This is a genomic window from Rhodococcus sp. EPR-147 (genome assembly GCF_001647185.1).
In the GTDB taxonomy this organism is placed as follows: Bacteria; Actinomycetota; Actinomycetes; order Mycobacteriales; family Mycobacteriaceae; genus Rhodococcoides.
The window spans coordinates 1-7,836 of sequence record NZ_LVCU01000078.1 but is presented as its reverse complement, the minus strand read 5'-3'; the positions used below and the strand labels follow the sequence as shown (position 1 = coordinate 7,836).

The following is a 7,836-nucleotide window of genomic DNA, read 5'->3' as shown; positions in this document are numbered from 1 at the left end:
CATACCGATCCCCATCGATCGTCGATGCGAAATGCCATTCCGGAGCGGCATAGTCGGATTGCTTCATGTATGTCTCCAAGTCTTTCGTCGGGTCGGGCTTCGTGTTTATACGGAGGGCTCAAGGGCGGACGCGAGGGTCTGCAATTCCGTCGCCACACGTTGGTACCCGTCTTGGGGCAGGCCGGGTGCAACGTGTTGAGCGTGGGCTACGGCTACGAAGACATGCGCGAGCGGTGCGTACATGGTGCGCAACCCGTTTCGCTCTCCCCGGGTCTCGGCGCGATACGACTGACTGTATCGAACGGGTCTGACACAGCTCACGGCGACGGCCGGTCGCAAACAGCTTGTCGTAGGCGTGTGCGATGATCGAAATGCAGAACGGATCAAGTTCTGCGTCTCCTGCGGTGTTGATGTTCCCGCGACTTCTTCCCTGACAGCGCACCGCGATGGTGCACGACAAAAGGTGCCCGATGGCCAAGAAAATTCTCTACGTAGACCTCGACAACACCCTCGTGAACTTCCAGTCGGGCATCGACCGAGCAGACCCGGCCGATATCGCGAAATACCCGGACGATCTCGATGAGGTACCGCACATCTTCTCGCTGATGGATCCCATCGACGGCGCGCTCGACGCTTACCGCACGTTGGCGGCGGTGTTCGACACCTACATCCTCTCCACCGCCCCCTGGAAGAACCCCAGCGCCTGGCACGACAAGGTGCTGTGGGTGCAGAAGCACCTCGGGTTCGACGAAGGATCCGTCGCGTACAAGAGACTGATCCTGTCCCACCACAAGAATCTGAATCGCGGTGACTTTCTCGTAGACGACCGACGCAATAATGGTGCCAGCAAATTCGAAGGGGAATGGCTGCGCTACGGCACCGAACCGTTCGAGACATGGGACCAGGTGACGGCCTACCTGCTGGAACGGGCGTGACCGTCATAGCGCAGTTCTTGTCGGTACCCCTCGGTATGGTTCGGCCATCATCTTCACCGCGTCCATTCGGCGCACTTTCCATCAGGAGGTTCTTTTGACCAATACACAGCTCTCTCTCGTTGCTGCTCTGCTCGACCGCTCGGGTTCGATGAACACCATCGCCGATGACACCCGCGGCGGGTTCGATTCGTTCATCGCGAAGGAACGTGAGTCCGACGGCAATACCGTTGTCACCCTGGCGCAGTTCGACGATCGTTACGAGTCGGTCTACAGCTCGAAGCCGATCGCGGAAGTACCGAACCTCGTGCTGGAGCCACGCGGGATGACTGCCCTCTACGACGCTGTTGGCCGGCTCGTCACCGAGGTGGGTGCCGAGCTCAGTGGGTTACAGGAGGACGACCGCCCTGGCTCGGTCACCGTACTGGTGATGACCGACGGGCACGAGAACGCGAGCAAGGAGTGGACCAATACTGCTGTGCGCAAGCTGATTGCGAAGCAGGAGCGGGATTACCAGTGGGACTTCGTTTTCCTGGGTTCCAACATCGACGCTGTCGAAGTGGGCGCTGATCTCGGGTTCGCGCGCGATAAGTCGATGACGTACGTATCGACGACGGTCGGCGTCACGGCTGCCTTCGATTCAGTGGCGAGCTACCAGGACCGCAAGCGTGCTCAGGTGCACGGAGCGCCTCTTGCCCAGGGTTTCTCCGAAGCCGATCGGCGCAGGGCGCGCGGCGAATGAGGAATAAAGGCGGCAGCGGTGCGGCGGAGGGGATGATCGAGCTGATCTTCTTCCTGTGCATCGTTGCCGCGGTGCTCGGTTGGGTGTTCAGCTGAGTGCGCGCAGAGTTACACGTCGAGTCACCTGATAGAGAGGGCGGTCCGATGGTCAACGACGAGACGGCAAGATTTCTAGTCCGCGAGTTGGGATCCGAGGGCGGATGGGCATCTCCGGAGATGTCGGCGTACGACAATGAGGACCATCTTCAGCGGATCATTGCTGCCGCGCCGGAGCATGTGCCGGGTGTCTCCGAGTCTGCTCTCACGGTACGGGAGCTGGCCACGTCTGCCGGGCCAGCGGATGTCTGCATCGTCGACCGTGATGGTTCGGTCACCGTCGTCGAATGCAAGCTGGCCTCGAACACAGAGCGACGGCGGATGGTGATCGGGCAGGTCTTGGACTACGCCTCTGCGATTTCGTTGGGTGGTGAAGCCTCGTTCAGGAGACAGTGGGCAAGGCGCGGTGGCGTCGACCTAGGGGTTCTCGAGGAGGAGGCGGTTGAGCGGCTTGCCGAGAACATCGCCACCGGACGTGTGCACCTTTGCCTCGCTGTAGACCGCATCGATGCGGATCTGCGGAGACTGGTCGAGTACTTGAATCGAATCACACGCGTCGAGATCCGCGTGACGGCATTGCAACTCGCGTACGCCCGGCACGGTGGTCTCGAAATCTTGGTGCCGTCGACCTACGGGGGTGAGTTAGCCGATGCGAAAGCGCATTCGGCCGGCGGCTCTGCGGGACCTGTTTGGACAAAAGAGTCGTTCCTGGAGGCCGTACTGTCTGACGGTGATCGGGCGTTGGCGGAAAAGTTGTTCGACCTGCAGGAAGCTCTCGACGTCTCCTACGGAACTCACGACGATTTCTGGTTCGGCACCCCACCACGTGGAGCGGTGTTCTTCCATCCCTTCGGGTATCTGTACCCGCCGATGTCGCTGTGGATAAACAAGTCCGGTCAGTTGATGGCTTCCGGTTCGTGGACGAAGTATCCGCACATCGCCACGCATGACGGGTTTGCCGAGCTCGCTGTATTTCTCGGTCAGAACCACAGGGCCTCGGCACCTGGTCGCAGGGTTTCCGATCTGGACCTCGAAAAATTCTGGAGCGTTGTCCTGGATTGCGCCCAGCAAATCAATGTCTAGGTCAGTCGTGCCGCGTGAATGTGCTCGGAACTGCTACCACCGGAACTCCTACGCTCGTTGTGATCGTGTGCGATTGTGATCTTGATTATCGACACTGCGACGGCGTGGAAGGACATTCAGCGTGAGCGATTCGGAGCTGAAGCGTCCTACAGAGATGTTCGATGTCCTATTTGCGGAGGCAGAAGCAGCGACTCAGGCCGCCGTTGGTTTGCGTGCGTCGATCAGGGGCTCCGTCCACGCAGTCCTCGATGCGCAAGCCGACGACATCCTCCGTAAGGCACCCGCAGCCGGTCTGAAACAGTCCTTACCCAGGGGAACTCGCCCGGGCAGTCTCGAGCAGACGCGGCTACGAACCGTATTAGATCTCGCGAAGTCATCACCGGGTGAGATCGGTGCCGTTCCGGGAATCGGGCCGCAGTCTGCACGAGCGATCCATGACGCCGCAGTCGCGCAGCGTAAGCGCATCCGGGCCGGCGAACGGGTGCGTCTCGATCCGCAACGAAAGCCCAACCTTGAGGCTCAGCTGCTCGAGTCCCTTACAGCGCTGCGACGGATGGAACGAGAAGTCCAAGGACTGCCGGTCGAAATCGCGCATCTGCGCACGTTGGTGGATCCCTGGCGGTCGGCTGCGACCAGGTCCAATGGCTGAATTTCGCGCATTTTCACCAGTAAACCGAGAACCTCACGTCGCATAAAGGTGTGTATCAGCTCAATGCGGTCGCCAAATCGCTGGAGACGCAATCGATCCGCCAACACTTCGCGCGGATCGTCGCTGCAGGTAGTCCAGCGGGTAGTGCATGGACCGAGTACGAACGGGACGCATCGTCGCTCAATGCGTTGTTGAGCCAGTTCACGTCGCTAGGCGCGGCGGAAGTGGATGCGTCGCATGGCTTCGTCGGTTCACCATCGCGAGCGAAACGCGGACGGTGGTGCACGACCGCATAAGCGGCCTGAACCACTCAACCCGACACTCGACTGAACCCGGGACAGTCCCGTCTGTGTGCTTAGATCAACCGACAGCTTGCTGTCGCTCTCCGCTTTGAACTTTGAAGCAAGGCTGGGTAGGCCACTGGATCTGCCGATGAGCTGACGCTCTGACCTGCGCATGCGCGGCCAGATTGCTGGAATCTCTTGGTGTGCTCCGTACCCAGACTCGCCGACTAACTGCAAAGATGCCGCCAACGGCACAGGCCACCTGACATGCTGGGAGACAGAAGCTGTCCACATCGGCACGATGAGTCCATGCAGCCACTCGACACACTAGGAAGTAGATGACGCTCAACGCATATCAGGCGAAGTACTACGCCTATGAGCTTCAGCGTGCCTACGCGAACGATCATGTTGGCAAACTTGCGGGGATCTTGTTCGACGCCCAAGTCGAGCCCAAGCCGCATCAGATTGATGCCGCGCTCTTCGCGCTGCAGACTCCTTACCTGAACGGCGTGATTCTCGCAGACGAAGTAGGTCTGGGCAAGACGATCGAGGCAGGCATCGTCGTCACTCAATTTTGGTCCGAGCGAAAGCGTCGGATCCTAATCATTGCGCCGTCCAGTCTCCGCCAGCAGTGGCAGCAGGAGCTTCTGGAAAAATTCCTCATCCCCAGTCAACTTCTCTCCCCAACGTCAAAGGGCGAGCAGCTCGGACTAACCAACAGGGAAGGTACCGAGGTATTGATCTGCTCCTACGAATTCGCGTTGCGTCACGAGACCAGCTTGCTGCGTCCGTGGGATCTTGTGATTTGCGATGAGGCCCATAGGTTGCGCAATTTCTATACCGGCCGCAACAAAGCGCCTGAGGCGATCAGCCATATCGTCCGTGAAGCTCAGAAGACGATCCTCCTCACCGCCACGCCCTTGCAAAACAGACTAGAAGAGCTGTATGGCCTCGTCAGTGTCTTCGATCCCGACTACTTCTACTCCCTCGAAGCCTTTCGTGAGCGATACGTCAAGGTCAAAGGCATCGGCGACAACGACGACCTTGTCGAGCGCGTTGCGGGGATCAGCAAGCGAACCCTTCGCCGCGACGCGGCAAGGTACATCCATTTCACAAAGCGCATGCCGCTTACTGTCGAGTTCATGCCGAGTTCGGCTGAACTAGAACTTTACGACAAAGTCAACGATTACCTGCAGCGTGAAGTCTTGTACGCATTTTCTAACTCGCAGCGCCACCTGACCGCCCTGATTCTGCGAAAGCGTCTAGGATCAAGCACGTACGCGGTCTCCAGCACACTTGAGCGCATTGCCGATCGGCTCGAAGCGGAAGTCAGATCGGGAGTGCGCCGTGACAGCCGAGGCGGGCTTATCCTTGCCGACTTCGCCGAAGCTGATCTGACTGACGAGGAACTTGAATCGATAGAGGCTGGTGGTTTGCCGACGCCGGACGGCGGCCCAGCCGTTGACGAGGGGCTGAATCACGATGTCCTCGAAGCGATGCGTGCAGAGGTGTTCGAGTTGCGCCGGTATGCCGCGTTGGCGAGTTCGATCACCGTCAATCAGAAGGCAGTAAAGCTCGGCGAAGCGTTGGACAAGGGCTTCGAACGCCTCAAGGAACTTGGTGCTCCGCAGAAGGCCATCATCTTTACGGACTCGACCAAGACACAGCAGTACATCGCACGCACTCTCACCGAGAGCGGAAGAGGTGATGGCCTAGTGCTGTTTAACGGTACCAATACCTCGCCAGCCTCCAACGAAATCTACCGCGACTGGCTCGAAGCGAACAAAGACGGTGAGATCATCACTGGCATTGCATCGGCCGACCGTCGAAAGGCGCTCGTAGACTACTTCCGTGACCGCGGCAAGGTCATGATCGCCACCGAAGCCGCCGCCGAAGGCATCAACCTTCAGTTCTGTTCTATGCTCGTTAACTACGATCTCCCCTGGAATCCGCAACGAGTCGAACAACGGATCGGCCGTGTACACCGCTTCGGCCAAAAGTTTGACGTAGTCGTCGCGAATTTCTCAAATAAGGGTAACGCGGCGGAGGCACGCATACTCGAATTGCTTGCAAATAAGTTTCATTTGTTCAAAGGTGTATTCGGTGCTTCTGACGAGGTGCTCGGCTCAATCGAGGACGGTTTCGACTTTGAGAAGACCATCAATCGAATTCTCAGCGACTCCCGCAGCGACGCCGACATCAACCGCGCGTTCGAGGACCTAGAAAAGACGTACGCGACCGAGATCAGCTCAGAGATGGCAGCGGCCAAAGCCAAGGTCTTCGACAACCTCGACCCCAACGTCCAAGATCGCCTCAAATCTTACGACGCGCAGTCCGGCGAAGTGCTCAACAAGTTCGAACGCCTTTTACTCGCCATCACCAAGCGTCAACTGGCTGACCACGCTGACTTCGAGGGCGACGGTCGGCAATTCGTGCTCCGTGAGTCGCCTGTCGAGGACGCGCCAAGGGGCCGTTACTACTTCAAGTCCGAGCCGCTCGACAACGCTCACCAGTATCGGTTCTCTGGGCCGCTGGCGGGATACGTGATCGAATCCGCGAAGACTAGCGACACTCCGGCCAAGGAGCTCACATTCAGCTTGGGTCAGTCGGAGCGTGTCACCACCGCAGTTAAAGACCTCGTAGGCAAGTCAGGCGAACTCACGGTAAAGGTCGTCACCTTCAGCATGAAGGCAAAGAACGATGACATCAGCGAGTCTTACATGCTCGCCGGTGGCCTCACGGACGACGGCCAATGGCTCGATCACGAATACGCAGCCGACATCCTCGACCTAGCTTGCACTGACGAGGGTGCCGAAGTAGCTATCAATGACGCCGTATTCGAGCAGCACCTCGCCGAACGCCGCAACCAATTGGAGCGCGAAGTTCAGGGCCGCAACTCCCGCTATTACGACCAGCAGGAGGAGCTATTATACCGTAATCAGCAGGACCGACGAGCCGAGTCGGATGGTCAAATTCGCGAGTACAAGGCGAAGGAGAAGGAAGCTCGCAAGAGCGCGCGGAGCACCGATGATCCTATGCAGCAGCTTAGATTCAAGAAGGACGCTCGCAAGTGGGCCGAGCGGGCCGAGGAAAAAGACGAAGAGGCTCGCGTCGCGCGAAGGAAAATGCGCGAAGAAGCCGACCTTTACCTTGAGCTAATAGAGCAGGCACTCAGGGGAACACAAGCCATTGAGCACCTATTCAGTATCCGGTGGAAGGTGGTCACTTGATGAGGAACCGCGCAGCCGCGACGACTCTGACGATAAACCCATCAGGAATAACTCAAGGATCAAACCAATGAGCACAGACGAAATTTACGAAACTTCAAGCGGGACGCCAAACTTTAAGACTGAGCTTGCCGCGCAGCTCTCGGAGCTGATTCCCGAGGCTATTGCCGACGGAAAAATCGATGTCGAGAAGCTTAAGGAACTCCTCGGTGATGACATCGGCGACGACCGTGAACGCTTTGGTCTTTTCTGGGCTGGTAAGAAGCGCGCCCTGCAGGCTTCACAGGAGCCCACCATGGCGACCCTGAACCCGGACATCGAGAACAGTAAGGACTGGGAAACTACCAAGAATATCTTTATCGAAGGCGACAACCTTGAAGTACTCAAGATTCTGCAGAGACATTATTATGGCAAGATAAAAATGATCTATATAGATCCGCCCTACAATACCGGCAACGACTTCGTCTACCCTGATAACTACAAAGAGGGTCTCAAGACCTATTTGGAGTGGACTCGGCAGGTCAACGAGGAAGGGAAAAAAGTCAGTACAAATTTAGAGTCGGAGGGCCGCTATCACTCAAATTGGCTAAACATGATGTATCCACGACTGAAGCTCGCCCGGCAGTTGCTTACGGACGACGGAGTCATCTTCATCTCGATCGACGATGGCGAGCAGGACAATCTCAAAAAGCTCTGTAACGAAGTCTTCGGCGAGAATAATTTCATCAATACAGTCTCTGTGAACATGAAGAACGTTGCGGGCGCATCGGGTGGCGGAGAGGATAAGCGTCTGAAGAAGAACATCGAATATCTGCACATTTACT

6 protein-coding genes are annotated in these 7,836 nt (G+C 57.7%); 5 read left to right on the top strand and 1 reads right to left on the bottom strand.

The genetic code is table 11. From position 1 onward, the window contains the following. Window positions 1–470: 470 nt before the first annotated feature. The 3 genes from A2J02_RS04055 (at window position 471) to A2J02_RS04045 (ending at window position 2,852) form a co-directional block, all read left to right on the top strand. Window positions 471–935, top strand: a complete 465-nt coding sequence (locus A2J02_RS04055; RefSeq protein ID WP_231893668.1) for a 5' nucleotidase, NT5C type — start codon at window positions 471–473, stop codon at window positions 933–935. Window positions 936–1,029: 94 nt separating this feature from the next. Continuing rightward, the gene (locus tag A2J02_RS04050; protein ID WP_231893669.1) at window positions 1,030–1,674 is read left to right on the top strand and encodes a VWA domain-containing protein; all 645 of its coding nucleotides are present in this window, start codon (window positions 1,030–1,032) and stop codon (window positions 1,672–1,674) included. A gap of 143 nt (window positions 1,675–1,817) precedes the next feature. Continuing rightward, on the top strand, window positions 1,818–2,852 hold the full coding sequence (locus A2J02_RS04045) for a hypothetical protein (RefSeq protein ID WP_068047121.1): 1,035 nt from the start codon (window positions 1,818–1,820) through the stop codon (window positions 2,850–2,852). A gap of 376 nt (window positions 2,853–3,228) precedes the next feature. Here the strand turns inward: A2J02_RS04045 and A2J02_RS04040 are convergent, their stop codons facing one another. Then, window positions 3,229–3,447: a hypothetical protein gene (locus tag A2J02_RS04040; protein WP_068047118.1), complete on the bottom strand. Its 219-nt coding sequence runs from the start codon at window positions 3,445–3,447 to the stop codon at window positions 3,229–3,231. A gap of 676 nt (window positions 3,448–4,123) precedes the next feature. Here A2J02_RS04040 and A2J02_RS04030 point away from each other — a divergent pair. Both A2J02_RS04030 and A2J02_RS04025 read left to right on the top strand, forming a co-directional pair. Next, window positions 4,124–7,015 (top strand): SNF2-related protein, encoded by a 2,892-nt coding sequence (locus A2J02_RS04030; RefSeq protein WP_068047111.1) that lies wholly within the window; start codon window positions 4,124–4,126, stop codon window positions 7,013–7,015. Between the two features lie 67 nt (window positions 7,016–7,082). Then, window positions 7,083–7,836 (top strand): site-specific DNA-methyltransferase (locus A2J02_RS04025; protein ID WP_197477927.1); only part of this gene is annotated, 754 nt, incomplete at its 3' end.

What these genes read in the sequence shown, in the direction of transcription:
- A2J02_RS04045 (WP_068047121.1), top strand. Translation starts at nt 1,818, where the DNA reads ATGGTCAACGACGAGACGGCAAGATTTCTAGTCCGCGAGTTGGGATCC.
- A2J02_RS04030 (WP_068047111.1), top strand. Translation starts at nt 4,124, where the DNA reads ATGACGCTCAACGCATATCAGGCGAAGTACTACGCCTATGAGCTTCAG.
- A2J02_RS04055 (WP_231893668.1), top strand. Translation starts at nt 471, where the DNA reads ATGGCCAAGAAAATTCTCTACGTAGACCTCGACAACACCCTCGTGAAC.
- A2J02_RS04040 (WP_068047118.1), bottom strand. Translation starts at nt 3,447, where the DNA reads ATGCGCGATTTCGACCGGCAGTCCTTGGACTTCTCGTTCCATCCGTCG.